Raw genomic sequence first — 26,215 nt, forward strand, 5'->3', positions numbered from 1 at the left:
CGGGGCGGACGCACACGAGGAGGCGCGGCGATGGCGTACGACGAGGCGACCTACCGTCGGCAGACCGAGGAGCCCACGCCCACCGATCCGGCTGCCTACCGGGCCAACACGCTGGCCGCGGCCGAGCAGCGCAGGCGGGCCGAGGAGCTCGACGGCACCGGCGACACCACGGCCGACGTGCTGCGGCGGGCCGAGGCCGACGAGGACGGGCGCGACCGCCTCGGGATCCACCTCGGCTGGGAGGTCGTGCTGCTGGTCGCCGCGGGGGCGATCGGCTTCCTCCTGTGGCGCCTCGACGCCGACAGCCTCCAAAGGCCCGACCTCGACACCCTGCTCATCACCGGCGCCGCGATCGGCCTGCTCACCCTGGGCGCGGGCCTGACCCTGCGGGCCGGCGTGCCCAACCTGGCCCTCGGCCCGATCGCCCTGGCCGCCTCCTTCCAGTACGCCGAACAGGGCGACAAAGGCCTGTTCCAGTCCATCGTCCCGGCGCTGGTGTTCGCCGCGGCCGGGGCCATCGTGATCGGCGTGGTCATCGTCGTGCTGCACGTGCCGGGCTGGGCGGCCACGCTCGCGGCCGGGCTCGGCGTGATCGTCTTCGATCAGCTGCGGGTCGCGCCGGTCGCCGTGCAGGGCGACTACGACCCCACCGACCACGCCTTCTTCCTGTTCGGCGGGTTCGCGCTGCTGGCCGTGCTGGGCGGCGCGATGGGCGCGGCCACCCCGGTCCGCCGCTGGCTGGGCGGCATGCGCCCCACCGGCGACCCGGCCCGCCGCCGGGGCCCGGTCGTCGCCCTGCCGGTGATCGGCTCGCTGCTGCTCTCCTCGGTCTTCGCAGTCGGCGCGGGCATCCTGTTCGCCGCGCTGTCGGACAACCCGGTCGTGCCCGGCACCGGGCTGGAGTGGACGGGCATCGCGCTCGGCCTGGCCCTGCTCGCCGGCACCAGCGCGTACGGGCGGCGCGGCGGGATCTTCGGCACGCTGTTCGCGGTGGCCGCCCTCACGCTGTTCCTCGACTACGCGGCCCGGCGCAACTTCGACATCGCCCTGTTCGCGATCGCGGGTTGCGTGTTCGCGGGCGGTCTGATCGTCACGCGGCTCGTCGAGACGTACGGGCGGCCGCTGCCCGTGGCCGGGCCCGCCGACTGGAACGCGGCTCCCGCCACGAGCGGCGCCAACTGGTCACCCGACCTGCCCGAGACGTGGTCCACGTCGACCGCCAACCCCCGTACGGACCGGTGGGACGCCGGACCGTGGGGAACCAGCCGGTAGCCACCCCGCCGCTCCGCCTATGCTCATGGTCATGACCACTCCGAGCTTCGCCGAGCTGGACGCCCTGCCCACCGAGGAGCTGCGTGAGCGCGCCTTCACCCGGGCCCGGGAGCGGCACGACATCGGCTTCTTCTGGTCGGTCTTCAAGCACCTGCCCGACGCCGACGAGGCGGCCCAGCTCGACGGCGCGCCCAACTCGATCGGCCCCACCGTCGACGAGGCGGTCGCGCTCTGGCGTGAGCTCGAGGGCCACGGCTACGGCGACAGCGAGCCCCTGCTCCGCGCCGCGTTCATCGACTACCTGCAGAAACACTAGGCATATACCGGCGTCGTTTGGGAAGAGCACCGCTCTGGGAAATAGCGGCGCATGGCTCTCGGTAACCGGTACAAATCTGCGCCTGGTGCGGGCACTTTGGCCGCGCTCATATTGGTTCTCGTCTTCGGCAGCCCGTGGTACGCGGAGTGGGCCAGCGAGAACACCAACCCCGACACGGCCGGGGGCTGGTGGTTGCGCCTGCTCGCCTGGCCCCGCTGGTCCTTCGACTCGAGCGACTCGTTGCGCGAGATCATCGTGGGCGACCTCAAGGCGATCCTGCTGATCGTGCTGACCCTGCTCTTCCTGTTCCTGCTGCCCGGCTCCCAGCTGGCCCGGGCCCGCGGCACGATCAGCCAGTTCTTCGCGGGCTGGGCGTCGTACATCTTCGCCGGTGGTTTCGCTGCCCTGCTGACGACGCTCTTCCTGGCCAACCCGTCGCTGCTGGGAGCCTTCCAGGCGGCTGGCAACGGGGCCGCGTACGGACTGTTCGTGGGGTGGATCGTCGGGTTCGCCACCCTCGGTGGGTATCGCGGCACTCGATGAACATTCGCCGTCCGGGGTTGCCGCGGAAGAGTTCGCAGCTGCGAACACTTCGGCGGCCGACCCCGGACGGCGGCTTTTCGATCACAATCCGTGCAGCTCGGCGCCCCGTCGGTTAAGTCCGGACGGCCGTCCGGTATGGCCGGGATTTCGACCATCTGAAGCCCGGCGATCGAACATTTGCCCGATCGCCGCGTCTGGGTAGTATCGGCGCCCATGCCGGATCAGGACTCCGTAGCGGGGAACGCACGCTTGCTGCGCGGCCTCATCTGGGCGGGCGTTCTGCTCGCCCCGGTGGCCGCGCTCGTGGTGCTGCTCGGTCAGAGCTCCAACACCGTGCGTTTCGCGGTGCTGCTGATCGCCGTGGCGATCGCGCTGATCGGCGCGTCGGTGCTGATCCGCAGCGATCCGGTGCTCGGCCGCAGCGACGTCGAGGAGCGTGTGGCCGAAGAAGTGTCGGCCCTGCGGCGGGAGCTGCGGGCCGAGTTCGGCGGTGGCCGCGGCGCCGCCCCCGTCCACGGTGGACCGCCACCGCCGATGCCCATGCCGGCCCCCGCGGCCACGGCGCAGATGCGGCAGCAGCACCTTCCGGAGGAGGAGCCGTCCGGTTTCTTCGCCGACCTGCCGGCCGAGGGCCAATATCCGGACCCGTTCACGAACAACTACCCGGAGAACGCTTACCCGGCGAACGGCTACCCCCCGAACGACTACGCCGAAGACGAATACGCCGCTGACTACGAGCAGGACGACTTCGCTCAGCCCTCGATGCCGGCCGGGCCGCCCCCGACGGGCACACCCCGGCCACCCGCGGGCGGCCGCGCCGGCGTTCCCGTCGCCTCGGCCGCGGTGCGCCCGCCGGCCCGCACCGGTCCCGGCCTGACCACCGGCGGCCGTCCGATCAACCCCGAGCCCACCGGCCGGGCCGTGGCCTCCGCGGCCGCCTCGGTGCCGCCCCCGCCGCAGGTCCCGCGGCAGCGCGGCGCGGCCCCGGTGCCCCCACCACCGGCCCCGCCTCGCGCGGCGGCCTCGGTGCGGCCCGGCACCCCGTACGGTCACCAGCCCGACTCGCTGGCCGACGACTTCGGCGCGAGCCAGGGTTACGCCGCCCAGGCCCCCGCCCCACAGCCCTCCGGCGTCTACGGTTCACCGGCGAGCGGCAACACGTACGGCGCGCCCGGTGGCACGTACGGCGGTAACGGCAACGACTTCGACTCCGACGAGTACAACGGCTACGGCGCCCCGAGCTACGGCGCCGACTACGGCCCGGCCCCGTCCACCGAGTACGGCGCGCCGCAGCACGAGCCCGGCACGACGACCGGCGACCCCAACTACCGGGCCCGCCGGCACCGCCCCTCGGCCAACGACACCAATGTGGGCTCGCTCAGCGACTTCGCCTCGTACGGCGGCTACACGCCCGACCCCGATCACGGCCGCCGCTAGACCCCTGCCCGCCGACGCCGCCGCCCTACTTGTCGATGTCGCCCACGACGAAGAACATCGAGCCCAGGATGGCGATCAGGTCGGGCACCAGGCAGCCCGGGATCAGCGTGGCCAGCGCCTGCACATTGGCGTAGGAGGCGGTGCGCAGCTTCATCCGCCACGGTGTCTTCTCACCCCGCGACACCAGGTAGTAGCCGTTGATGCCGAGCGGGTTCTCGGTCCAGGCGTACGTGTGGCCCTCGGGCGCCTTGACCACCTTGGGCAGCCGCACGTTGACCGGCCCCGAGATCTGGTCGACCCGGGCCAGGCACTGCTCGGCCAGGTCGAGCGACACGTACGTCTGCTCCAGCAGCACCTCGAACCGGGCGTGACAATCCCCGGCGCTGCGCGTCACCACTGGCACGTCCAATTCCCCGTACGCCAGGTAGGGCTCGTCCCGGCGCAAATCGAAATCGAGCCCGCTGGCCCGCGCGACCGGCCCCGACGCCCCGTACGCAGCCGCCTGCTCCGCCGTCAGCACACCGACCCCGACCGTACGGGCCAGGAAGATGTCATTGCGACGGATCAGGTTGTCCAGGTCGGGCAGTCGCCTCCGGACGGTGGCGATCGCCTCGCGGGCCCGGCCCGTCCAGCCCGCCGGCACCTCCTCCTTGAGCCCACCGACCCGGTTGAACATGTAGTGCATGCGGCCGCCGGAAACCTCCTCCATGACCGCCTGCAACGTCTCCCGCTCGCGGAACGCGTAGAACATCGGCGTGATCGCGCCGATCTCCAGCGGGTAGGAGCCCAGGAACATCAGGTGGTTGAGCACCCGGTTGAGCTCGGCCAGCACCATCCGCAACCAGGTCGCGCGTTCGGGCACCTCGATGCCCATGAGCCGCTCCACGGCCAGCGCGACCCCCAGCTCGTTGGAGAACGCGGACAGCCAGTCGTGCCGGTTGGCCAGCATCAGGATCTGCCGGTAGTCGCGCACCTCGAACAGCTTCTCGGCGCCGCGGTGCATGTAACCGACGATCGGCTCGCACGTGACGACCCGCTCCCCGTCCAGCGTGAGCTTGAGCCGCAACACACCGTGCGTCGACGGATGCTGCGGCCCGATGTTGAGCACCATGTCGGCGGTCTCGAGCCCGGCGCCGGTCCCGACGGTCATCTCACGCAGCTGCTCCGTCACAACAGCATGCTCCCACGCTCGCCGAGCCCCACGCTGTGCAGCAGCCACCAGTGGCTGCCCAGCCCCGCCGGCTCGATCAGCTCCGCCTCGGCCCCCGCCGCGGCCAGCGCCCGCACATAGCCCGCCGGATCCTGCCGAGCCAGCTCCAGCGGCGGCCGGGCACCGTCGACCCCCAACGCGCGCAAGGCCTCCCTCTGGCGGACCAGCCTGTACGGAACCCCGGCCGCGGCTGCCGCGGCATCGATCGCCACGTGCGCCGTCACGTCACAGGACCCGTCCGGAACCGGTGGCACCTGCCGCCCACCCCGGAAGCCGGTCAACGACCCGAACGGCGGTCGCTCGCCCCGCACATGGCCGTAATCGACGGCCAGCGCACAACCCCGGCGTACCTGCTGCACAGCATCGGCCCAGGCAGCATCCCGCGGCCAGCCGATCTCCACCCGCCCCGGCCCGCCCTGCTCGCGCGGCCGGGTGGTCTCGGTCCGCTCGGGTCCGTCCTGGTCGCGCGGTGGGGTGGTCGCGGGCCACCAGCGCCGCAGCCAGAAAAGGTCGGCCGCGTCGACCAGCCCGCCCAGCGACTCCGCGCCCGTGGCCGGATCGACCAGCACCTTGCGCAACCGCCCGTGATCGTCGAGGTCGGCCACATCGAGCGGCACATTGTCGAGCCACTCGGTGGCGATCAGCAGCCCGACGATGCCGTCCGGAACGTCGTCCCGCCAGGCGATGCCCGCCATCAGATCTCGGGGCCGCGGGGCAAGCTCCACGGCGGTGAGCCGCACCCGCTCCGGAAGCAGCGGCCGCAGCGCCGTCAACAACTCGGCACGACCCGCCCCCACATCGACCAGGTCGAACGTCTCAGGCCGCCCGAGCGCGTCGTCAATGCGCTCGATCAGCCGCAACAATGCCCCGGCAAACAGCGGCGAGGCGTGCACGCTGGTGCGAAAGTGCTCCGCCGGCCCCTGCTCGCCGCGCACGAAGAACCCATCGGCCCCGTAGAGCCCGGCCGTCATGGCCGCCCGCCACCCTTGCACACCGCTAACCCTAAATCGACTTATCCACAATTCAGAGTTATCCACAGCCCCCACGTTCACCGCGTCCCTAGATCACCATTCCCCACTAAAATGGTGCTGGGTGGGGGACCCCCGGTAGGGCGGGTTTCAGCCGGTGGGTTTCAGCCGGTGGTGGCAACACCGTCGGTGGCCAGGAGTTCAGCCAGGCACGCGGCGGGGGTGTCCCGGCCGGTGTCATGCGGGGCCGCCGGTTCATTGCGGGCGACGGCGCCCGGATCGTTCGGGCCGGCGGTTCATTTGCGCGGCGACGGCGGCTGGATCGTGCGGGGTGTGCCGGGTGAGGGCGGTGCTTTCCGGGAAGTATTGGCGTAGCAGTCCGTCGGTGTTTTCGTTTGATCCGCGTCGCCAGGCGAGTGGGAATCGCGGAAGTAGACGGGCATGTTGCTGGCAGTGCTGAATTCGTGGCGGCCGGTTTCCGGCGGGCCTCCCGGCTGATCGTGGCCGGTGACCGACCGAGCTCGGCCGCGATCGCAGTTTGCGACCAGTTCTCCAGCAACCGGTCCGCGATCACGATCCGCTCGTCGACCGACAAGTAGCGCGCCGGCAACGCCGCCCGGGCCTGCCGCTGTTTCGCTTTTTCTCCTCGGCCTGCCTCACCCGACGCCGCTCCGGGTGCCGCCAGTTATAGCCGACCCTACGGCTGCCCCCGACCCGCCGGCATGCCTCGCTGGTATCGACACCCGGCGCCATCAAATCCAAATACACCAGCTGCAGGCGGCGATCGCTGCACGAACCGCTCGCCCCGACGTCGGGCTGATGGCGGAGTCGAAATGCGCAAACCCCACCGGCCCCGGCAGGGTCGGCCACGCGCGTTCGAGCCGGGTGGCAAATGGGCGGAATCGGTGGTTGGGCCGAAGTGACCGCGCATTGCTGCGGGCTGAGGGCGGCGCCAATCGCCCGGAACTCTGCCCCGCATCGTCGGCCTGGGCCGGAAGCTTCACATGCGCGGAATCGGTTGCCGGCGCGGTTCGCGTGCGCGGCGGCATCAAATGCTCACGTTGCGGGGGCACCGGGCGGCGGGCAGCGTCGAGCGCTGACGACACGGGAGGCGGCGCGTTCAACCCGGGCAGCGTCGAGCGCAGACGACACGAAAGGCGGCGCGTTCAACCCCGGCAGCACCGAGCGCAGACGACACAGGAGGCGGCGCGTTCGGCCCGGGCCGGCATCGAACGCGCGACCGACAAGGCAGGCCGGCCGTGCGTTGGGTTGTTCACATCGCCTTGTCACGGGCGTGTTTCGGCGGCGCATACTTGCGCTCGACCGGTACCCCTTTCGAGGACTGGATCTGGATATGAGCGCATCGTCGCGTCTTACTGTGGGCGTTGTCGGCGCCGGGCGGGTCGGGGCTGTGCTGGGTGCCGCCCTGGACGCCGCCGGGCATCGCGTGGTGGCCGCCGCGGCTGTTTCTGCCGCTTCGCGGGAGCGGGCCGCCCGCCTGTTGCCGCGGGCCGCGATTCTTCCCGCCGACGAGGTGGCCCGAGCCGCCGATGACCTTCTTCTGCTCGCCGTTCCGGACGATGCATTGGCCGCTGTCGTCGCGGGCCTGGCCACCACCGGCGCGCTGCGGCCGGGGCAGCGGGTCGCGCACACGTCGGGCGCGCATGGTCTGGCCGTCCTGGGCGATGTCGAGGGCCTGGCCCTGCACCCGGCGATGACCTTCACGGGCGCCGGCACCGATCTCGACCGGCTGCCGGGCATCGCGTGGGGTGTCACCACCGCCGACCGGGTTTTCGCGGCCCGGCTGGTGGCCGATCTGGGTGGCGTGCCCGAGTGGGTCGCGGAGGATGCCCGGCCGATGTATCACGCGGCCCTCGCGCATGGGGCGAATCACTTGGTGACGCTGGTGAACGAGGCCGCCGACCTGTTGCGCACAGCCGGCATCGGGGATCCGTCGCGGGTTTTGTCTCCGCTGTTGCACGCCGCGCTCGACAATGCGCTGCGGTTGGGGGACGCGGCGTTGACCGGGCCGGTTTCGCGGGGTGACGCCGGCACCGTGGGCAAGCATCTCGACCGGCTGCCGCCCGAGGCCACCCCGGCTTATCTGGCGCTGGCTCGTCGCACCGCCGACCGGGCGATCGCCGCGGGCCGCCTGCGCCCGCAGGACGCCACCCTGCTGCTGGACGTGCTGAGCCGGGCCGATGTGAGGAGCGTGGCATGAAGGTGATCCACACGCGCGGCGAGCTGGCGCGGGAGGTCGAGGCGGTGCCGGGGGCAGTTGCGGTCGTGATGACCATGGGCGCCTTGCACGAGGGGCATCGCCGGCTCATGCGGGAGGCGAGGCAGCGGTCCGCCTTCGTGGTCGTCACCATCTTCGTGAACCCGTTGCAGTTCGGCCCGAACGAGGATTTCGAGAAGTATCCGCGCACGCTCGAGGCCGATGTCGAGGCGTGCCGGGCCGAGGGTGTCGCGGTGGTTTTCGCGCCCGGCCGGGACGAGGTCTATCCGACCGGCGCGCCGTCGATCACGATGAACGCGGGCCCGCTGGGCGAGATTCTTGAGGGCGCCAGCCGTGCCGGTCACTTCGCCGGCATGCTCACCGTCGTCCAGAAGCTGCTCATGCTGACTCGGGCCGACGTCGCGTTCTTCGGCGAGAAGGACTTCCAGCAGCTCGCACTGATCCGCCGCATGGTCCACGACCTCGAGCTGGGTGTCGAGATCGTGGGTGTGCCGACCGTACGGGAAGTCGACGGGTTGGCCATGTCGAGCCGTAACCGCTATCTCTCGCCGGAGGAGCGCCGGGCTGCGCTCGCGCTTTCCCGGGCGCTGCGGGAGGGTGCCGTTCACACCGAGGCGTCGGCGGTGCTGGCGGCCGCTCGCAAGATCTTGGCCGACGAACCCTCCGTACGGGTGGACTACCTCGCCCTCACCGGCGCCGACCTGGGTGACGCGCCCGAGGCCGGCCCGGCCCGGCTGCTCGTCGCGGCCCGGGTCGGTGCGACCCGTCTGATCGACAATGTGCCGTTGACTCTCGAGAGGGCCGTCTGATGGTCCGCACCATGCTCAAGTCCAAGATTCACCGGGCCACCGTGACCCAGGCCGACCTGCACTACGTGGGTTCGGTGACTGTCGATCTCGATCTGCTCGACGCGGCCGATCTGATTCCCGGCGAGCAGGTGGCGATCGTCGACGTCACCAACGGGGCTCGTCTGGAGACGTACGTGATCCCGGGTGAGCGGGGCAGCGGCGTGATCGGCATCAACGGCGCCGCGGCCCACCTTGTGCAGCCCGGTGACCTGGTCATTCTCATCGCGTACGGGCAGATGGAGGACGCCGAGGCGCGCGCTTACCAGCCGCGGATCGTGCACGTCGACGCCGCCAACAAGATCATCGAGCTGGGCGTGGATCCGGCCGGGGCCGCCGAGGGCATGCCGGGCGGGCTCCGGCGCGGGGACAAGGTCACCACCGGCTGACCGATTCCCCAAACGCCGCCGATCTCGATTTCGATCACCATATGCTAGGAAATCGGACATCGGCGGCGCGTGGCGCCGGGCTCGGTGGGGTAGTCGGCGGCTCGGGGAAGGCGTGTATTCATGCGACACCGGCTCGGGATCTCCGCCGTCCTGGCCATGGTTCTGTTCGTGGCGGGCTGTGCGAAGCCGGGCGGCGTCGACGGCGACCTGACCAACGGGTGGGGTGTGATGGCCCCGGCGTCCGGGTTCGAGCCCAACGAGGGTGCCTGCCACAACGCCAACTTCAACCCCGTCGGGCCTCGTGGCACGTACGAGGAGGTCGACTGCGCGGGCAAGCACCGCACCGAGACCGTGTTCGTCGGCACGTACGAGTCGCCGGCCGCGGACGCCGACGTGCCGCCCGCTGACGGGTCGGCCGGGGCCCGTACGGCGTACTCGGTCTGTGATCAGAAAACGACAACGTTTGTGGGCGGCCCGTGGCGTAACGCACGGCTGTGGATCGGTGTGACCCGCCCGACCGAGGCGGCTTGGAGCGGTGGCGCCCGGTGGTTCCGCTGTGAGGTGCTCGAGCTCAACTCGGTCGAGGACGACGGCGGCCTGGTGCAGCGCGAGGGGACTCTGCGGGACGCGCTGGCCGACGGCAGCTCCGACGTGATCCTGAGCTGTTACGCCATCCAGCTCGACGGCAACGGCGCCATCGCCACCATGCCCGCGGTGAGCTGCGCGGCCAAGCACAACGGCGAGTTCGCCGGGGTCTGGTACGCCAAGGACCTCGACTATCCCAAGGACGACGCTACCTGGGCCAAGTTCCACGACGGCTGCCGCAACCTGATCGCGGATTACGTCGGCGTGCCCAAGGACGCCGACCTGCAATACCGTACGGGCGTGGTCTCGTTGCCCGGCGGCGCCGACGTCTGGGCGCAGGGCGATCGGGGCGTGCGCTGCTATCTCTGGCTGGACGGGGTGCAACTGACGGCTACGCTGCGCGGCAAGGGCGTCACGAGCCTCCCCGTTCAGTACAAGTAACGGTGACCACGAATGTCCGACCCCGGCCGAGCGGTGTCGCGGCGGCGGAGTGTACTGAGCGGATGGATGTCGCCGACCTTCCGGAGCTGCCCCGCCGGCTCGCCGCGTCCGAGCCGGGCTGGAGCGAGACCACCGACGTGCTGGTCGTGGGTTCCGGCGTGGCCGGGCTGACCGCCGCGCTGCACCTGCGCGAGCAGGGCCTGCACGTCACCGTGGTCACCAAGGTCAACATTGACGACGGCTCGACCCGGTGGGCCCAGGGCGGCATCGCGGCCGTGCTGGACCCGCTGGACACGCCGGCCGCGCACGCCCACGACACCGAGATCGCCGGCGTGGGGCTGTGCGATCCCGAGGCCGTACGGGTCCTGGTCTCCGAAGGGCCCGCCCGCGTACGGGAACTGATCCGCCGGGGCGCCGCCTTCGACCGCAACGCCGACGGCTCGCTGATGCTGACCCGCGAGGGCGGGCACCGGGCCGACCGGATCGTGCACGCGGGCGGCGACGCGACAGGCGCCGAGGTGCAGCGCGCCCTGCACGAGGCGGTGCACCGCGACCCGTGGATCCGCCTGGTCGAGCACGCCCTGGTGCTCGACCTGCTGCGCGACGCGGGCGGCCGGGCCTGCGGCATCACCCTGCACGTGCTGGGCGAGGGCAGTGAGGACGGCGTCGGGGCGATCCTGGCCCGCGCGGTCGTGCTGGCCACCGGTGGCATGGGCCAGATCTATTCGTCGACCACCAACCCGTCGGTGTCGACCGGCGACGGCGTGGCCCTCGCGCTGCGGGCCGGGGCGGTGGTCACCGACGTCGAGTTCGTGCAGTTCCACCCCACCTCGTTCGTCACCGCCAGCGTCACCTCGGTGCAGCGGCCGCTGATCTCCGAGGCGCTGCGGGGCGAGGGCGCCCATCTGGTCGACGAGACCGGCCGGCGGTTCATGGTGGGGCAGCACGACCTGGCCGAGCTGGCCCCGCGCGACGTGGTGGCCAAGGGCATCCACCGGGTGCTGCAGGCCACCGGGTCCGACCACGTCTATCTCGACGCCCGCCACCTCGGCGCGGCGTTCCTCGAGCAGCGTTTCCCCACGATCGTGGCGTCGACCCGCGCGGCCGGCGTCGACCCGGCGACCGAGCTCATCCCGGTCGCCCCGGCCGCTCACTACGCGTCCGGCGGCGTGCGCACCGACCTGCACGGGCGGACGAGCATTCCCGGCCTGTACGCCTGTGGCGAGGTCGCCTGCACCGGCGTGCACGGCGCCAACCGCCTGGCCAGCAACTCCCTGCTGGAGGGGCTGGTGTTCGCCAAGCGGATCGCCGACGACATCGCCCGCGAGCTGCCGCCGCAGTCCGATCCCGTGCCCGCGACCGGCGAGCCCGGCTGGGTCGTCGGCCCGGCCGTTCGCCCCGAGCTGCAACGGGCGATGACCCGGGGCGCGGGGGTGCTGCGTTCGGCCGGCTCGCTGGACGCCACCGCCAAGGAACTGAGCCGGCTGGCCGAGCTGCGCGACACCCCGCGCAACGCCGCCTGGGAGGCGACGAACCTGCTCACCGTCGCGGCGGTCCTGGTCGCGGCGGCCCGCAGCCGCCGCGAGACGCGCGGCTGCCACTGGCGTGAGGACTTCGGTGCCGCCGAGGACGAGTGGCGTGGCCACCTGCTGCACACCCTCGACGGCACGCGGCTGATCCAGTCCTTCGAAGAGATGGTCTGACCACAGGGGGAACCATGAACGAGCTCGACGTCGCCGAGGTCGAAATGATCGTCCGGACCGCGCTGGCCGAGGACCTCGGCTCGCCGCCGCACGACGTGACCAGCGAGGCCACCATCCCGGCCGACCAGATCGACACGGCCGAGCTGGTGGCCCGGGCCGACGGGGTGGTGGCCGGGCTGCCGGTGGCCGCGATCGTCTTCAACGACACGTCGGGCCACCAGGCCTCCTTCGAGCAGAGCGTGGCCGAGGGCGACCGGGTCACCCGCGGCGACGTGCTGGCCGTGGTCACCGGGCCCACCCGGGCCCTGCTCACCGGCGAGCGTACGGCGCTCAACCTGCTCAGCCGCATGTCCGGAGTGGCCACCCACACCCGTCGCTGGGCCGACGCGCTGGCCGGCACGAAGGCCACCGTGCTGGACACCCGCAAGACCACGCCGGGCCTGCGCTACCTGGAGAAGTACGCCGTACGGATCGGTGGCGGCACCAACAAGCGGATGGGCCTGTACGACGTGGCCATGATCAAGGACAACCACAAGCTGGCCGCGGGCAGCATCACGGCCGCCTTCCGGCTCGTCCGCGAGACGTTCCCCGAGGTGCCGGTGCAGGTCGAGGTGACCACGGTGGCCGAGGCGGTCGAGGCGGTCGAGGCCGGGGCGACGTTCCTGCTCTGCGACAACATGACGCCCGACCGGCTGCGTGAGGTCGTGGCCGAGGTGGGTGACCGGGCCGAGCTCGAGGCGACCGGCAACCTACGCTTGGAGACAGTTTCGGATTACGCCGCGACCGGGGTCGACTACCTCTCGGTGGGCGGCCTGACCCACTCGTCCCCCATTCTCGACATCGCTATGGACCTGCGCCCCCGCTGATCGCCGGGGGCCCGACACCAAAGGGTTTCCCGTGCTGCTCTGCATCGACATCGGCAACACGAACACAGTGCTGGCGACCTTCGACGGCGACAAGCTCGTGCACAACTGGCGGATCAAGACCGATGCCCGCTCCACGGCGGACGAGCTCGGGCTGATGTTCCGCGGTCTGCTGGCCGGCGACGCCGTCGAGATCACCGGCGTCGCGGCGTGTTCGACGGTGCCCGCGGCGCTGCGCAGCCTGCGCACGATGCTGGCCCGCTACTACGGCGACCTGCCCAACGTGATCGTCGAGCCGGGCGTGAAGACCGGGGTCCAGCTGGCCATCGACAACCCCAAGGAGGTCGGCGCCGACCGGGTGGTCAACACCCTCGCGGCGCACGCCCTCTACGGCGGCCCGTCGATCGTGGTCGACTTCGGCACCACGACCAACTTCGACGTGATCAGCGAGCGCGGCGAGTTCCTGGGCGGCGCGTTCGCGCCCGGCATCGAGATCTCGTTCGACGCGCTGGCCGCCCGGGCCGCCCAGCTGCGCAAGGTCGAGCCGGCCAAGCCCAAGTCGGTGATCGGCAAGAACACGGTCGAGTGCCTGCAGTCGGGCATGTATTTCGGGTTCGCCGGGCAGGTCGACGGCATCGTGAGCCGCATGATCGACGAGATCGGGCCGGTCCGGGCGGTCATCGCCACCGGTGGCCTGGCCTGGCTGGTCAAGGACGAGTGCCGGACGATCACCGCGCACGAGCCGATGATCACGTTGATCGGGTTGCGGATGGTGTACGAGCGCAACGTCTGAGTGCGGGCGCGGTGTGCGCGAGTTGTTGTTCCGCGCAATTTCCGTGCGGTCGAAACGCCAATGTCGCAGTGGCCGCACCGCACTGCTACGGCCCGTACGTTTGTGACGGACAGCAACGCTCTCGACACCGATCACTATCCGCCGATCGCGCCGGAATGCGGCGCGTCGCCGAGATCAATGGCCGGAGTCGCGACGCTCCGGGCTTACCGGGCGACATGGCCCGCGCCGACCTTTGTGCGGATTATCCCGAAGCGACCGCTCCGCCGGCCGGTGCGCATCCCGACGCCCGGCGGCATCGAGAAGCGGCCCCCGTAAGCCGGAGGTTTGCGCTGACAGCCGCCTATTTCGAGCCGGCCGCCGGGGAATGGGAATCGACCGGCTTCGGCCGATGCGGACCCGGCCCGCGGAATTCGCCGAATCGATCTGCTACCCGCCGCCCCGGCCGAGAGTAACGAACCGGACCCAATCCATATCCAAACGCGGAAATGTTCGGACCGCCATTGACGGACGACTGCGCCCTGGCGTTATTGTCTGTGCGTTGCTGTGGGGAAGAACCTGTGTTCGGGAGGATTACGCCGCGTGGCCAAGCAGATCATTCACAAGCTGGTCGATGACATCGACGGGGGCGACGCCGACGAGACGGTGAAGTTCGCTCTCGACGGGATTCAGTACGAGATCGACCTGTCGGAGAAGAACGCCGCCAAATTGCGGGAGCTGTTCGACCCGTACGTGGGGGCCGGCGCCAAGGTCGCTCGGGGCGGGGTGGTTGTGGGGGGCCGGGCCGCTCGTGGCCGCGGCGGCGCCACCGCCGACCGGGAGCAGAACAAGGCCATCCGCGAGTGGGCCAAGAAGGCCGGCAAGGACATCTCCGACCGGGGGCGTATCCCCCAGGAGATCGTGGACGAGTTCCACGCCAAGGGCCCGGGTCGCAACTGACGAACCGCCCGACCGACGCAGCGGGGTCCGCCACGAAGGATGTGGCGGACCCGCTGCTTTTTCGCTTGATCTTCGGTAACCCGCCGTAGGGTTATCCACAGGTGGGGACGACGTTGTCCACAGGCTGTGGATGACGAGTCCGCGATTTCGCTGTCCGCGTAGCCGTACTGCTGGGGGAACAGCCTCTGAGCGTGCGAAGTTGGCTAAATCAACGTTGCGGACGGCTTCAAGGGACCACGAGGGCCCAGCAAGACCACCCGGCGGCGATAGAGTTACGAGTACGGGTATCACCGATGCCCGTGCGCTGGCCCCGCCAGTCATTGGCGCACGGCACGTGAGGAGCACGAGGGCATGTTCGAGCGGTTCACCGACCGAGCGCGACGGGTTGTCGTCCTGGCCCAAGAAGAGGCCCGGATGCTCAACCACAACTACATCGGGACCGAGCACATCCTGCTCGGCCTGATCCATGAGGGTGAGGGCGTCGCCGCCAAGGCTCTGGAGAGCCTCGGTATCTCCCTCGAGGGAGTGCGGCAGCAGGTCGAGGAGATCATCGGCCAGGGTCAGCAGGCGCCGAGCGGGCACATCCCGTTCACGCCCCGCGCCAAGAAGGTTCTCGAGCTGTCGCTGCGTGAGGCGCTGCAGCTCGGCCACAACTACATCGGCACCGAGCACATCCTGCTCGGCCTGATCCGCGAGGGCGAGGGCGTCGCCGCCCAGGTCCTGGTGAAGCTGGGCGCCGACCTCAACCGGGTGCGCCAGCAGGTCATCCAGCTGCTCTCGGGCTATCAGGGCAAGGAGCCGGCCGCGGCCGGTGCGGCGGCGGGCGAGGCCGCGCCGTCGACGTCCCTGGTGCTCGACCAGTTCGGTCGCAACCTGACCCAGGCCGCCCGCGAGGGCAAGCTCGACCCGGTCATCGGGCGCGAGAAGGAAATCGAGCGGGTCATGCAGGTGCTGTCCCGCCGCACCAAGAACAACCCGGTCCTCATCGGTGAGCCGGGCGTCGGCAAGACCGCGGTCGTCGAGGGCTTGAGCCAGTCGATCGTCAAGGGCGAGGTGCCCGAGACGCTCAAGGACAAGCAGCTCTACACGCTCGACCTCGGTGCGCTGGTCGCGGGTTCCCGTTACCGCGGTGACTTCGAGGAGCGCCTCAAGAAGGTGCTCAAGGAGATCCGCACCCGGGGCGACATCATCCTGTTCATCGACGAGATCCACACCCTGGTCGGCGCGGGCGCCGCCGAGGGCGCGATCGACGCGGCGAGCATCCTCAAGCCGATGCTGGCCCGCGGCGAGCTGCAGACCATCGGTGCCACCACGCTCGACGAGTACCGCAAGCACCTGGAGAAGGACGCCGCTCTCGAGCGCCGCTTCCAGCCCATCCAGGTCGGCGAGCCGTCGCTGGCGCACACCATCGAGATCCTCAAGGGTCTGCGCGACCGCTACGAGGCTCACCACCGGATCAGCATCACCGACGCGGCTCTGGTCGCGGCGGCGACGCTGGCCGACCGCTACATCTCCGACCGCTTCCTGCCGGACAAGGCGATCGACCTGATCGACGAGGCCGGCGCCCGGATGCGCATCCGCCGGATGACCGCGCCGCCGGACCTGCGTGACTTCGACGAGCGCATCGCCCAGGTGCGCCGGGACAAGGAGTCCGCGATCGACGCGCAGGACTTCGAGCGGGCCGCGCAGCTGCGCGACAAGGAGAAGCAGCTGCTGGGCCAGAAGGCGCAGCGGGAGAAGGAGTGGAAGGCCGGCGACCTCGACGTCGTGTCCGAGGTCGACGACGAGCAGATCGCCGAGGTCCTGGGCAACTGGACCGGCATCCCGGTCTACAAGCTGACCGAGGAGGAGACCTCCCGGCTGCTCCGCATGGAGGATGAGCTGCACAAGCGGGTCATCGGCCAGGAGGACGCGGTCAAGGCCGTCTCCAAGGCGATCCGGCGCACGCGGGCCGGTCTGAAGGACCCGAAGCGCCCGTCCGGCTCGTTCATCTTCGCCGGCCCCTCCGGCGTCGGTAAGACCGAGCTCAGCAAGGCCCTGGCCGAGTTCCTGTTCGGCTCGGAGGACGCGCTGATCCAGCTGGACATGTCCGAGTTCCACGACCGGTACACGGTGTCCCGTCTCGTCGGTGCCCCTCCCGGCTACGTCGGTTACGACGAGGGTGGCCAGCTGACCGAGAAGGTGCGCCGCAAGCCGTTCTCCGTGGTCCTGTTCGACGAGATCGAGAAGGCTCACCCGGACGTCTTCAACACGCTCCTGCAGATCCTGGAGGACGGCCGCCTGACCGACGGTCAGGGCCGGATCGTGGACTTCAAGAACACGGTCATCATCCTCACCACCAACCTCGGCACGCGGGACGTGGCCAAGGCGGTCTCCCTGGGCTTCCAGGCCTCGGAGGACGTCGAGAGCAACTACGACCGGATGAAGGTCAAGGTCAACGACGAGCTGAAGCAGCACTTCCGCCCGGAGTTCCTGAACCGTATCGACGACACGATCGTCTTCCACCAGCTGCGCCAGGAAGAGATCCTGCAGATCGTCGACATCTTCACCTCGCGGATCGAGTCCCAGCTCAAGAACAAGGACATGGGCCTCGAGCTGACCGACAACGCGAAGAAGTACCTGGCCAAGAAGGGCTTCGACCCGGTGCTGGGCGCTCGTCCGCTGCGTCGCACGATCCAGCGCGACCTCGAGGACACCCTGTCCGAGCAGATCCTGTTCAACGAGCTGCGCCCCGGCCAGATCGTGGTGGTGGACTGCGAGGGCGACCCGGACAACGTCGAGAAGTCGAAGCTGACCTTCTCCGGCGCCGACCGGGGAGTCGCGGTTCCCGACGCGGTTCCGGCCGACCTCGGGGCCACGGCCACCGAGGAGTAAGAGCAAGCGAGACAACGGCCCGGCTGCGCACGTCGCAGCCGGGCCGTTCCGCGTTCAGGCCCGCGCACGCAGCGGGGGGACTACGTGCGCGGGGTCCGGGTCAGCTCAGCCGCAGCTCCGTGCCGGCCGAGCCGAGCATCACCGTCGTGCCGGAGATCCGCAGGTAGCCGCCGTCCGTGCGTAGCTTGACCCCCGTACGGGTGCGCTCGCGCCGGAACGCCAGGGCGGTGGGAGACAGGCGCAGGCCTTCGCCGATGAACTGGTCCGGACGGTCGACCGACCGCACCACCTCGGAACCGTCCTCCCGCGCCTCGAACCGGAACTGGGTGGCAGCCAGATCTCTGGGTGCCCGTTCGGCCACGAGCGCGCCGGCGGAGTGCCGCACGAAGTCGTCCGGCCGGTCCGCGGGCGAGATCCGTACGATCGGACCCCCGTCACCCACCGGCACGCCGAACAGCGGGGTGCCGTCCGGATGCCAGTAGAGCCGCTGCACCCGCGCGTGCCGGTTGGGGTCGTAGAGCGGGTCGCCGGTGATGTCGCGGTAGTCGCGGGCGTGGTAGACCAGCACATCGGTCCGCCCGTCCTCGGCGACGGTGAACGAGTTGTGTCCCGGCCCGTAGCGTGCGGTCGCAGCATCGGTCACGAAGATCGGGTCGGGCGTCTTCGCCCACGACGCGCGTTCCAGCAGGTCGGCGTCCGCGTCCGCGGTGAGCAGACCCATGCAGTAGCGCGCGTCGGTGGCGCTGGCCGAGAAGGTCAGGAACACCCGGCCGTTGCGGATCAGCACGGCCGGCCCCTCGTTGACCCGGAAACCCTGGATCTCCCAGTCCCGGGTCGGTGTCGTGATCCGGATCGGCTTGGTCGCGAGCGACCACGGCGTGCCCATCCGGGCGATGTAGAGGCTCGTGTTGACGGCGATCTCGGGCTCGCTCTGCGCCCACACCAGGTAGCGGCGGCCGCGATGGGCGAACGTGGTGGCGTCGAGCGTGAAGCCGTCCCACTCGGTGAACAGCTGGGTCTTGAGCTGCCAGCCGCTCGCGTCGAGCGGATCGGCCAGCGGTGACTCCAGCACGTAGGTGCGGATCCGGAACACGTCGTCGGAGTCGCCGGCCGCGAAGTAGACGTACCACTTGCCGTCGATCCGGTGCAGTTCGGGCGCCCAGATGTGCCCGGCCATCGTGCCGCTCGCCGGGCGCCGCCAGATCACCGTCTCGGCCGCGCCGGACAGCCCGGCCAGCGTGGACGCGCCGCGCAGGGCGATCCGGTCGTACTCGGGAACCGAGCCGGTGAAGTAGTACATGCCGTTCGTCCGGGGAGTGATGAACGGGTCGGCCCGCTGCGTCACCAGCGGCTGCACGGTCGGCACGCCGTAGATCTCGGCGTCCGTACGCGGTTCGGCGGCTTTGGCGGCGCCGGCCCCGGACAGCCCCGCGACACCGGCGCCGGCCACGGTGGCCAGCAGAGTGCGCCTCTTCATCGGGTCTCCAAACGCAGGAACGTCACGGAACTGGCCGGCAACTCGCGGGTGAAGGTCGAGCCCAGCCCGCGAACGGTCGAGGTGACCGGCAGGATCGGTTCGGCCGAGCGGGTGTTCTGCTCGCCCGGGTCACCGGCGAGGACGGTCATCCGGCCCGTGGACCGCACGCGGAGCCCACCGAGATCGACCTTGGTCAAGGCCGGCGACGTCGAGGCGTTGACGATCTTGACAATCAGTTCCCCCGTACGCTGGTCGCGCGTGACGACCTGGGCGAAGGGCTCGGTGACCTGGTTGTCGTCGAAGCTGCCCCACACCTCGCCGTCGCGGATCAGGGTCACCTTCGTGCCGCGCACCTCGATCCGCAGGTCGTACGTCTGCCCCGTGGTGACCGTGTCGGGCCGGGTGAGCAGCTGTTCCTTGGCCGCGGCGGACCCGGTGGCCTTCTCGATCGCGCCCTGGGTGTTGTTCCAGCCGCCCAGGTTCCACCAGTACCAGGTGCCTGAGTCCTTGATCCCGAACGGGATGAGGAAGCCCTCGGCGCCTGCGGTCTTGGTGGCCTTCAGGCTGATGTCGTAGTCGGTCGCGGTGATGCCGGTGGCCGCGGCGACCATCGTGTTCTCGGCCGCGACGTCGGTCTGTGCGTACGCGCCGTCGGTGACCGTCCACGTGCCGCGGTTCTCGATCGGGCTCCAGCCGTCCGCGTTGCCGTCGTTGAAGTCGTCCGCCAGCAGCACTGTCCCGTCGGGCGCGGTGACCTTGAGGTCGTCGTAGCGGGCCGCCGTACGCCAGGTGGAGAGCCCGACCCGCCCGGTGATCGGCTTCGGCTGCACGACCCGGCCGCCGGTCACCGTGGACGGCACGACCCGGTCGCCCACATTGTTCATGAACAGCTTCTGCACCTGGTAGCTGGTCGACCCCCACGACTCGTCGTTGTCGAACCAGATCAGGTCGGGCCGCCACTGCACGTTGTCGACGTTGGCGAACAGCGGGGCGTACGCGGCCATCTTGACCACGTCGGCGTTGCGTTCGAGGCCGGTCATGTAGGCCGCCTCGGCCAGCGAGTTGAAGAACTTGGCATCCTGCGATGCGTACTCACCCAGGAAGACCTTTGGGCCTTTGCGGTCGTACGAGTCGTAGCGGTCGTTGTTCTGCAGGAACCAGTTCGGGCTGTTGTAGTAGTGCTCGTCGACCATCTCGGTGCCCGCGGCCCTGTTCTTGGCCCACAGGTTGTCGAACGTGACGCCCATGTCGTCCGGGCCGGAGTTGCTGATCACCGTGACGGCCGGGTACTTCGCCTTGATCGCCTCGCGGAACTTGAGGAAGTTCGCGAAGTACTCCTCGGGCAGGTTCTCCTCGTTGCCCACCGCGACCATGGTCAGGCCGAACGGCTTGGGGTGGCCCATCCGGGCCCGTACCCTGCCCCAAGTCGAGGTGGCCGGGCCGTTGGCGAACTCGATCAGGTCCAGCGTGTCCTGGATGTGCCGCTGCAGCAGGGCCGGGTCGTCGGTCGCGCGGTTCTGCCCGCAGCCGGTGACCAGCGCCGGCACCACGGGCAGCGGGGCGGCGCCGATGTCCTCGCTGAACTGGAAGTATTCGTAGTAGCCGAGCCCATAGCTCTGGTTGTAGCCCCAGAAGTTGGCGTTGGTGGCGCGCGCCTCGACCGGACCGACGGTGTCCTTCCACTGGTACGAGCGGGCCCGCGGGAAGTTCGACGCGGCGTCGTACGCGTAGTGGCTGCCGGTGTTGACCAGGCACCCACCGGGGAAGCGGACGAAGCCGGGGTGCAGCGCGGCGACCTTCTGCGCGAGGTCCTTGCGCAGGCCGTTGGGGCGTCCCTGGTAGGTGTCGCGCGGGAACAGCGACACCATGTCGAGCCGGTGCGTGCCCGTGCCGGTGGCCGACACCGTCAGCCGTCCGGCGTCGCTGGTGCTGGTGGCGCGCAGTGTGCCCGCGTACCGGGACCAGGTGTCGCCCTTGATCGTAATCGTGAGTGGGGCGGCCAGCGCGGTGCCGCCGGCCGTCGCCAGCGAGATCGTCAGCGGCGAGCCGGAGTCGGAGCGGGCCCACACCGAGAAGTCGTAGAGGTTGCCCTTCGCGACCGCGACGCCGCTGTTGTAGCCGGCGTTGGTGACGCTCGCCGGGCCGGTCAACCGCAGGTACGTACGGTTGCGCTCGTTGAGGCGGGCCTCGTCGTCGACGGTGGTCGCCGTGCCGGTCGTGGTCCAGCCGGTCAGCCCGGTGTAAGCCCGGTTGTCCGCGGCCTGGAACTCGAAGGAGCGGTTGCGGACCAGTTCGGCGTAGAGCCCGCCGTCGGCCGCGTAGTTGATGTCCTCGAAGAAGACGCCGTACATCTCCTCGCCGATGGCGGCGCCGCTCGCGCGCGGGTCGACGGTGATCGTGTAGTCGGGTGTGGGCGCGGCGGCGGCCGGTGGGGCGACCGCCAGCGGTAGGGCGGCCAGCGCGGCAACGGCGCCGGCCGTACGGGATCGGAAGCGGGCCACGGGGGTCCTCCCCTTGTTCGCGCTCGCCTGAGTGCGTGACCGGTGGCGTCGTCGGCGCACTTGAGAGCGTGAAGTCGGTCGATGTTAGCGTTCACCATAAAGGCATCGCCGAGGGAAGGCCAGGGGTGACTAAAGAGCTTGCGGAGGTACGCGGGGCCCGTCGCCCGCCAGCACGAAGACATCCTCGCCGAGCGGCTCGACCAGGCCGTCCTCGACCAGCCCGGCCAGCGCGCGAGCCCGCTGCACGTCGTCGTTCCAGACCCCGTCGAGGCGTTGGCGGGGAACCGGGCCGGTCGCGTGCCGCAGCACCTCCAGCAGCAGGCCGCGCACCTGACGATCGGTTCCGGCGTACCGCTGCGGTTTACGGCTCGGCCCCTCGAGCGCGGGCGAACCGTTGCGCCGCCACGCGCAGACCGCCTCGAACGGGCACTCGGGGCAGTGCGGCGAGCGGGCCACGCACACGAGCGCGCCCAGCTCCATGAAGGCGATGCTGGCCCGCGCGGCCCGGGCCGGCTCGTCGGGCAGCAGCTCGGCCATCGCGACCAGGTCGGCCGCGGTGGTGGTGGGGCCCGCGTCGGGCTTGCCTTCGACGGCCCGCGACACCACCCGGCGCACGTTCGTGTCGACCACGGGGTGACGCTGCCCGTACGCGAAAGTGGCGACCGCGCGCCCGGTGTAGGTGCCCACGCCCGGCAGCGCCAGCAGCTGATCGAGATCGGACGGCACCTGGCCGTCGTGCCGCTCGACCATGGCCACCGCGCAGGCGTGCAGCCGCATGGCCCGGCGCGGATAGCCCAGCCGGCCCCACATGCGGATCGCCTCGGACGGCGGGTCGGCGGCCAGATCGGCCGGGGTGGGCCAGCGGGTCATCCAGGAGCGCCAGGCGGGCTCGACCCGGACGACCGGGGTCTGCTGCAGCATCACCTCACTGACCAGCACCCCCCAGGCTGTCGTGTCGGGCTGCCGCCAGGGCAGATCGCGGGCATTCTTGTCGAACCACGTGATGGCGTCATCGGCGAGAGTCATGGCAGGTCTTACTGTAAGCGGGTGGATGAGCTCGCCATCACCGTCATCGGTCCCGACCGGACCAGCATCGTCGCCGACGTGACCGAGGCCCTGGCCGGAGTCGGGGCCAACCTGACCGACTCCACCATGACCCGCCTGCGCGGACACTTCACGATGACCCTGATCTGCACCGGACCCTCCGCCTCGGCGGCCGAGGAGGCGCTGGCGCCGCTGGAGGGGGTCGTCACCTCGGTGCGGTCCGTCTCCGCCGAGTCCGACAAAACCGACAAGGGCGAGCCGTACGTGGTGAGTGTCCACGGCGCCGACCGGCTCGGCATCGTGGCCGCGGTGACCCGGGTGGTCGCGGCGGCGGGCGGAAACATCACCGATTTGAGTACCCGGCTGTCCGGCTCCCTCTACGTGCTGATCGCCGAGGTCGACCTGCCGGGCGGGTCCGCTGACGAACTGGCCGAGCAGCTGGCGGTGGCCGCGGCCGAACTGGGCGTCGAGGTGACCCTGCGGCGCGCCGAGTCGGAGATCCTGTGACGATCACCTGGGACGGGCCGCAGGGCAAGATCCTTCCGGTCCTCACCGCGCCCGACACGGTGCTCAGCACCGTCGGCGACGAGGTCGACCCGGCCGACCCGGCCGTCGTGCAGCTGGCGGCCGACCTGGTCGCCACCATGCGCGTCTCGCCCGGCTGCGTGGGGCTGGCCGCCCCGCAGGTCGGGGTGGGGGCCCAGCTCTTCGCGGTCGACGTGACCGGCCACCCCAAGGCGGCCACCACGCACGGCGCTTTCGTGCTGTGCAACGCGAAAATCATCGAGGCCAGCCGCTGGAAGGCCGGCCGCGAAGGCTGCATGTCGGTGCCCGACCTGACCGGTGACGTCAAGCGGGCCGGGCGCGTCGTGGTCGCGGCCACCCTGCCCGGCAGCGGCGAAGAGGTCACGGTGACGACCGATGCGTTCGAGGCGCGGGCGTTGCAACACGAGATCGACCACTGCGCGGGAAAGCTTTTTCTCGATCGTGTCGCCGGGGCGCACGCGATCTACCAGCGTAAGGTCTACCTCTGACTCTTTTGTTGTGAGTCGGTGTCGCATAACCTCGGCGCGTCGCGTCGGGCTCGCGGGCGCGCGGGTTTACCGTGGGCCCCACTATGCGATCGACGGTTGGTCCCCTTCCTTCCGCCGTCTACTGGCGGCGTCGTGCAGTCGTGCTGGGCGCAGTGCTGCTCGGCATCATCGTGCTGTTCGTTTCGTGTTCCGGCGGCGATGACAACAAGGGCCAGAAACAGGGGCAGACGCCGACGTCGAACTCGTCGCAGTACCCGACGCCCGAGCCCGGCTCGCCCGAGCCGTCGTTCCTGGACGGCCGGCCCGGCAACAACGGCCCGTCGCTCCCGGCGCCCGGCGATCTTCAGTCGCAGCCGTCCGGTGACGACGCGTCCACCGAGACGCTGCCGCCGACCGGAGGATCCGGCACCGGCACCGGCACCGGCAGCGGCGCCGACGGGCAGAACACCGGCGTCACCGCGCCCGCCGACGGCTCCTGCGCCGACGCGGAGATCACGGTCACCCCGATCCCGGCGTCGACGAACCTCAAGCGGGGCCAGACGGTCCAGATCGAACTCAAGATCAAGAACAACAGCCAGCGCACGTGCTCGCGCGACGTCGGCGCCGACCCGCAGGAGCTCTACATCGACCAGGGCGCCCGCAAATACTGGTCGTCCGACACCTGCAGCACGGCCAAGGGTGGCGACGTCCGGCAACTCCCGCCCGGCCAGGAACTGACATACAAGGTCACCTGGAACGGCCGACAGTCGAACACCTGCGCCGGTGGCTCGGCGACCGGCCCCAACCCGCCGCCCGGCCAGTTCGAGCTGCGCGCCCGCCTGGGCACGCTGGTGAGCAACCCGGTCGCGCTGACGATCTCAGCCTGAGTGGTCGCCGCCCTCGAGCTCTACCTGGACGTGGACGCCACACGCCGGGTCCGGACCCTGTGGCGGGCCCTCGAGGACGAGGGCATCCCGACGATGAAGTCGCTGCTGAACGACAAGCACCGCCCGCACGTCTCGCTGGCCGCGGCCCGCACCCTCGAGCCGTCGACGGTCGTCGAGGCCCTCGCCGGCCTGACCGTGGGCCGGGGCCTGACCCTGGACATGACCTTCGTGGGCCAGTTCGTCGGCCGGGTGCTGTGGCTGGGCGTCACCCCGACCGCCGAGCTGCTGACCCACCACGCCGCGGTGCACGAGCGGCTGGCGGCCGCGGGCGTCGAGACGTGGGACCTCTACGAGCCGGGGCACTGGGTTCCGCACTGCACCGTCTCGATGCGTGTGCCCAACCCGCAGATGGGCCACGCCGTCCGCCGCTGCCTGGAGATCCTGCCCCTGCGGGCCACCGTGACCGGGGCCGGGCTGGCCGACCACGCCAACGACATCGACGTCCCGCTGACCTGAGCCCGCCTCGCCGCGGATGTCTTAGAGGCCGACTTTCTTGACGCCATAGGTGGCCTGGGCCGTGGTGAAGCCCTCGAACTTGAGTTGCTTGATCAGCCCCGACCGGGAGAACGAGCTGCTGTCCAAGTATTCCTGAGCCTTCTTGGCGGCCTGTTCGTTCCAGTTGGCTTTCTGTGCGTCCACGCCGACTGTCGCGTCCTTCGTGGAGAACCCCTCGAATTTGAGCTGCTTGATCAGGCCGGAGCGCGAGAAAGCCATGTACGACAGGTAGTCGGCGGCCTTGTCGACCGCGTTCTGCTGGGACACGCTCAGTTTCTGCTCGGGCTCGTCGACCGGTTCGGCGGGTGCTGCCTCGGTGGGCTTGGCGGCCTCTTTGGTGCCGGTCGGCGCGGCGGCCGCGGGCTTGGAGGTCGCCGGAGTCGTGGCAATGACACCGATCGCGCTGTTCGGCTCGGGCTTGTCGCTGCCCCCACCCGCGAAAGCAGCACCGACGCAGACCAGCAGGACAAAGATGCCACCGCCGATGAGGCCGAACTTCAGCTTCCGGCCGGTCTTCTTCTTGGGCTCGGGAACCAGCATCGGCGGCGGCCCGTAAGGGGGTGGCTGCTGGCCGTACTGCGATGGCTGCTGGAAGTACTGGGGCGGTTGCTGGGCGGCATACTGCGGGGGCTGCTGGCCGTACTGATAAGGCGGCTGCTGCCCGTGCTGCGGTGGCAACCCGTACGGCTGTGGCGGTGGCCCGTAGGGCTGTGGCGGCTGCTGGCCGTAGTGGGGCTGCTGCGGGTCGTCCGGCGGCTGGACGGGCGAACTCATGCGTGCTTCTCCTTGTAGCGCTTTATCGCGGCACCTTCACGACGACGGCTGATTCTTCGTTGCTGCATCGGAGGCCCGGTGATGAACGAACTGATATGAGTTCGCGCATGCCGCGTTCGAGGCTGTAAGCCTGCGCTTGCCTTGACCACTGCGGTACACCCGAACGGGCAGCTTTCGACCTTCGCGAGCTGCGGTTTCTTGACCGCCCGGTGCGCTACAGACGGACATAGACGAGCCGGATGTTCCCGGACTTTTACCGCCTTGAGGGCACCGGTACGTACGTTTTCATCACCCGAGGTGCTCGGTACGCCCGCACAATGACCCGCAGGGCGTGGGTCAGGCCGACGTAGCGCTCATCGGCGAGGTCCATGGCTTGCCAGTCCTTCGCCGGCTGGTCGATCAGGTCGAGCATCGGCAGGTGGCTGTCCAGCAGAGCTTCCCCGCCAAATCGACCCGCAACGTCGGCGTAGCGGTGGTTGTCCGCCTCGGTGCAGCGCCGCAGGTACGCGACCAGTTCACGGTCATCCACCGAGCCATTCTTGCGCGCTGA

24 protein-coding genes and 1 pseudogene are annotated in these 26,215 nt (G+C 70.2%); 17 read left to right on the plus strand and 8 right to left on the minus strand.

The annotated features are described in order from the left end of the window. Positions 1-30: 30 nt before the first annotated feature. The 4 genes from BKA14_RS32810 to BKA14_RS32825 all read left to right on the plus strand — a co-directional run bounded on the left by BKA14_RS32810 (position 31) and on the right by BKA14_RS32825 (position 3,568). Positions 31-1,272 (plus strand): ABC transporter permease, encoded by a 1,242-nt coding sequence (locus tag BKA14_RS32810; RefSeq protein WP_184954647.1) that lies wholly within the window; start codon positions 31-33, stop codon positions 1,270-1,272. Between the two features lie 31 nt (positions 1,273-1,303). Continuing rightward, positions 1,304-1,588, plus strand: coding sequence for a DUF3053 domain-containing protein (locus tag BKA14_RS32815; RefSeq protein WP_236028686.1), 285 nt, complete (start codon positions 1,304-1,306; stop codon positions 1,586-1,588). 51 nt (positions 1,589-1,639) lie between these two features. After that, on the plus strand, positions 1,640-2,131 hold the full coding sequence (locus BKA14_RS32820) for a hypothetical protein (protein WP_184954649.1): 492 nt from the start codon (positions 1,640-1,642) through the stop codon (positions 2,129-2,131). Between the two features lie 213 nt (positions 2,132-2,344). Beyond that, positions 2,345-3,568 carry a hypothetical protein gene (locus BKA14_RS32825; RefSeq protein WP_184954650.1) on the plus strand — a complete coding sequence of 408 codons (1,224 nt, stop codon included), beginning with the start codon at positions 2,345-2,347 and terminating at the stop codon, positions 3,566-3,568. Between the two features lie 25 nt (positions 3,569-3,593). Here BKA14_RS32825 and BKA14_RS32830 read toward each other — a convergent pair whose 3' ends face one another. The 3 genes and pseudogenes from BKA14_RS32830 to BKA14_RS45740 form a co-directional block, all read right to left on the minus strand. After that, on the minus strand, positions 3,594-4,718 hold the full coding sequence (locus BKA14_RS32830; protein ID WP_184957109.1) for an NADH-quinone oxidoreductase subunit D: 1,125 nt from the start codon (positions 4,716-4,718) through the stop codon (positions 3,594-3,596). 17 nt (positions 4,719-4,735) lie between these two features. Further along, positions 4,736-5,749 carry an SAM-dependent methyltransferase gene (locus BKA14_RS32835; protein ID WP_184957110.1) on the minus strand — a complete coding sequence of 338 codons (1,014 nt, stop codon included), beginning with the start codon at positions 5,747-5,749 and terminating at the stop codon, positions 4,736-4,738. A gap of 252 nt (positions 5,750-6,001) precedes the next feature. Then, positions 6,002-6,189 (minus strand): annotated as a pseudogene (locus BKA14_RS45740) (IS30 family transposase); the annotation flags it as partial. 911 nt (positions 6,190-7,100) lie between these two features. Here BKA14_RS45740 and BKA14_RS32845 point away from each other — a divergent pair. From BKA14_RS32845 to BKA14_RS32885, 9 genes are all read left to right on the plus strand, one after another. Next, a complete protein-coding gene (locus BKA14_RS32845; protein ID WP_184954652.1) occupies positions 7,101-7,967 on the plus strand; it encodes a Rossmann-like and DUF2520 domain-containing protein in 867 nt (288 codons plus the stop codon). Further along, positions 7,964-8,794 (plus strand): pantoate--beta-alanine ligase, encoded by an 831-nt coding sequence (gene panC, locus BKA14_RS32850; protein WP_184954653.1) that lies wholly within the window; start codon positions 7,964-7,966, stop codon positions 8,792-8,794. Before BKA14_RS32845 ends, panC begins: the two co-directional genes overlap by 4 nt. Beyond that, entirely contained in the window at positions 8,794-9,219 is a 426-nt protein-coding gene (gene panD, locus BKA14_RS32855) for an aspartate 1-decarboxylase (RefSeq protein WP_184954654.1), read from the plus strand. Before panC ends, panD begins: the two co-directional genes overlap by 1 nt. Before the next feature lie 120 nt (positions 9,220-9,339). Next, positions 9,340-10,245: a septum formation family protein gene (locus BKA14_RS32860; protein WP_184954655.1), complete on the plus strand. Its 906-nt coding sequence runs from the start codon at positions 9,340-9,342 to the stop codon at positions 10,243-10,245. 62 nt (positions 10,246-10,307) lie between these two features. Beyond that, positions 10,308-11,948: an L-aspartate oxidase gene (locus BKA14_RS32865; RefSeq protein ID WP_184954656.1), complete on the plus strand. Its 1,641-nt coding sequence runs from the start codon at positions 10,308-10,310 to the stop codon at positions 11,946-11,948. A 14-nt stretch (positions 11,949-11,962) separates the two neighbouring features. Further along, the gene (nadC, locus tag BKA14_RS32870) at positions 11,963-12,814 is read left to right on the plus strand and encodes a carboxylating nicotinate-nucleotide diphosphorylase (RefSeq protein WP_184954657.1); all 852 of its coding nucleotides are present in this window, start codon (positions 11,963-11,965) and stop codon (positions 12,812-12,814) included. 31 nt (positions 12,815-12,845) lie between these two features. Then, entirely contained in the window at positions 12,846-13,604 is a 759-nt protein-coding gene (locus BKA14_RS32875; RefSeq protein WP_184954658.1) for a type III pantothenate kinase, read from the plus strand. Positions 13,605-14,183: 579 nt separating this feature from the next. Continuing rightward, positions 14,184-14,540, plus strand: a complete 357-nt coding sequence (locus tag BKA14_RS32880; protein WP_184954659.1) for a histone-like nucleoid-structuring protein Lsr2 — start codon at positions 14,184-14,186, stop codon at positions 14,538-14,540. A gap of 351 nt (positions 14,541-14,891) precedes the next feature. Further along, positions 14,892-17,414, plus strand: a complete 2,523-nt coding sequence (locus BKA14_RS32885) for an ATP-dependent Clp protease ATP-binding subunit (protein WP_184954660.1) — start codon at positions 14,892-14,894, stop codon at positions 17,412-17,414. Between the two features lie 100 nt (positions 17,415-17,514). Here BKA14_RS32885 and BKA14_RS32890 read toward each other — a convergent pair whose 3' ends face one another. The 3 genes from BKA14_RS32890 to BKA14_RS32900 all read right to left on the minus strand — a co-directional run bounded on the left by BKA14_RS32890 (position 17,515) and on the right by BKA14_RS32900 (position 22,418). Continuing rightward, entirely contained in the window at positions 17,515-18,891 is a 1,377-nt protein-coding gene (locus tag BKA14_RS32890; protein WP_184954661.1) for a glycoside hydrolase family 43 protein, read from the minus strand. After that, positions 18,888-21,392 (minus strand): alpha-L-arabinofuranosidase family protein, encoded by a 2,505-nt coding sequence (locus tag BKA14_RS32895; RefSeq protein WP_184954662.1) that lies wholly within the window; start codon positions 21,390-21,392, stop codon positions 18,888-18,890. Before BKA14_RS32895 ends, BKA14_RS32890 begins: the two co-directional genes overlap by 4 nt. Before the next feature lie 129 nt (positions 21,393-21,521). Then, positions 21,522-22,418 (minus strand): HhH-GPD family protein, encoded by an 897-nt coding sequence (locus BKA14_RS32900; protein WP_184954663.1) that lies wholly within the window; start codon positions 22,416-22,418, stop codon positions 21,522-21,524. A gap of 21 nt (positions 22,419-22,439) precedes the next feature. Between BKA14_RS32900 and BKA14_RS32905 the strand changes: the two genes are divergently transcribed. The 4 genes from BKA14_RS32905 to BKA14_RS32920 all read left to right on the plus strand — a co-directional run bounded on the left by BKA14_RS32905 (position 22,440) and on the right by BKA14_RS32920 (position 24,852). Beyond that, complete coding sequence (locus BKA14_RS32905; RefSeq protein WP_184954664.1) at positions 22,440-22,943, plus strand: glycine cleavage system transcriptional repressor; 504 nt, start codon at positions 22,440-22,442, stop codon at positions 22,941-22,943. Continuing rightward, positions 22,940-23,470 carry a peptide deformylase gene (def, locus tag BKA14_RS32910; protein ID WP_184954665.1) on the plus strand — a complete coding sequence of 177 codons (531 nt, stop codon included), beginning with the start codon at positions 22,940-22,942 and terminating at the stop codon, positions 23,468-23,470. Before BKA14_RS32905 ends, def begins: the two co-directional genes overlap by 4 nt. A gap of 83 nt (positions 23,471-23,553) precedes the next feature. After that, positions 23,554-24,336 (plus strand): adhesin, encoded by a 783-nt coding sequence (locus BKA14_RS32915; protein WP_184954666.1) that lies wholly within the window; start codon positions 23,554-23,556, stop codon positions 24,334-24,336. Beyond that, complete coding sequence (locus BKA14_RS32920) at positions 24,337-24,852, plus strand: 2'-5' RNA ligase family protein (protein WP_184954667.1); 516 nt, start codon at positions 24,337-24,339, stop codon at positions 24,850-24,852. A 21-nt stretch (positions 24,853-24,873) separates the two neighbouring features. On the opposite strand, the gene BKA14_RS32925 is transcribed toward BKA14_RS32920, so the two are convergent. Together BKA14_RS32925 and BKA14_RS32930 are read right to left on the minus strand one after the other, a co-directional pair. Next, positions 24,874-25,665, minus strand: a complete 792-nt coding sequence (locus tag BKA14_RS32925; protein ID WP_203722519.1) for an Ltp family lipoprotein — start codon at positions 25,663-25,665, stop codon at positions 24,874-24,876. 253 nt (positions 25,666-25,918) lie between these two features. Continuing rightward, positions 25,919-26,194 carry a hypothetical protein gene (locus BKA14_RS32930; RefSeq protein ID WP_184954668.1) on the minus strand — a complete coding sequence of 92 codons (276 nt, stop codon included), beginning with the start codon at positions 26,192-26,194 and terminating at the stop codon, positions 25,919-25,921. Positions 26,195-26,215 lie beyond the last annotated feature (21 nt).

Source organism: Paractinoplanes abujensis (genome assembly GCF_014204895.1).
Taxonomy (GTDB): Bacteria; Actinomycetota; Actinomycetes; order Mycobacteriales; family Micromonosporaceae; genus Actinoplanes; species Actinoplanes abujensis.